At 40.4% G+C, this 317-nt stretch carries 1 rRNA gene; it reads right to left on the reverse strand.

The window, feature by feature from the left end:
• Positions 1 to 194 precede the first annotated feature (194 nt).
• Positions 195 to 310 (reverse strand): 5S ribosomal RNA (gene rrf / locus AACW90_RS23000).
• Positions 311 to 317: the final 7 nt, after the last annotated feature.

A 317-nucleotide genomic window follows, 5' to 3' on the forward strand; every position in this document is an offset into this window, starting at 1 on the left:
TCTATTCATTAAAAACGGTATGTTGACTTCACTCAACTTTGAGCGAAATAAATGCCCGCATGTAATACGGGCAATCATAGTCATTCTACATAAAGTCTTACTTGTGCGCTTTATCTAGTGTTGTCTTATCTTTCCTAAAAAAGATAAAAACGTCTTTTTGTCTCCACTTTTAAAAAAGTGAAAATAAAAGTAAAGCCTGGCGATGTCCTACTCTCACATGGGGAGACCCCACACTACCATCGGCGCTATTGCGTTTCACTTCTGAGTTCGGCATGGGATCAGGTGGGTCCACAATGCTATGGTCGCCAAGCAAATTT

It is taken from the genome of Vibrio frigidus (assembly GCF_042465995.1).
Lineage (GTDB): Bacteria > Pseudomonadota > Gammaproteobacteria > Enterobacterales > Vibrionaceae > Vibrio.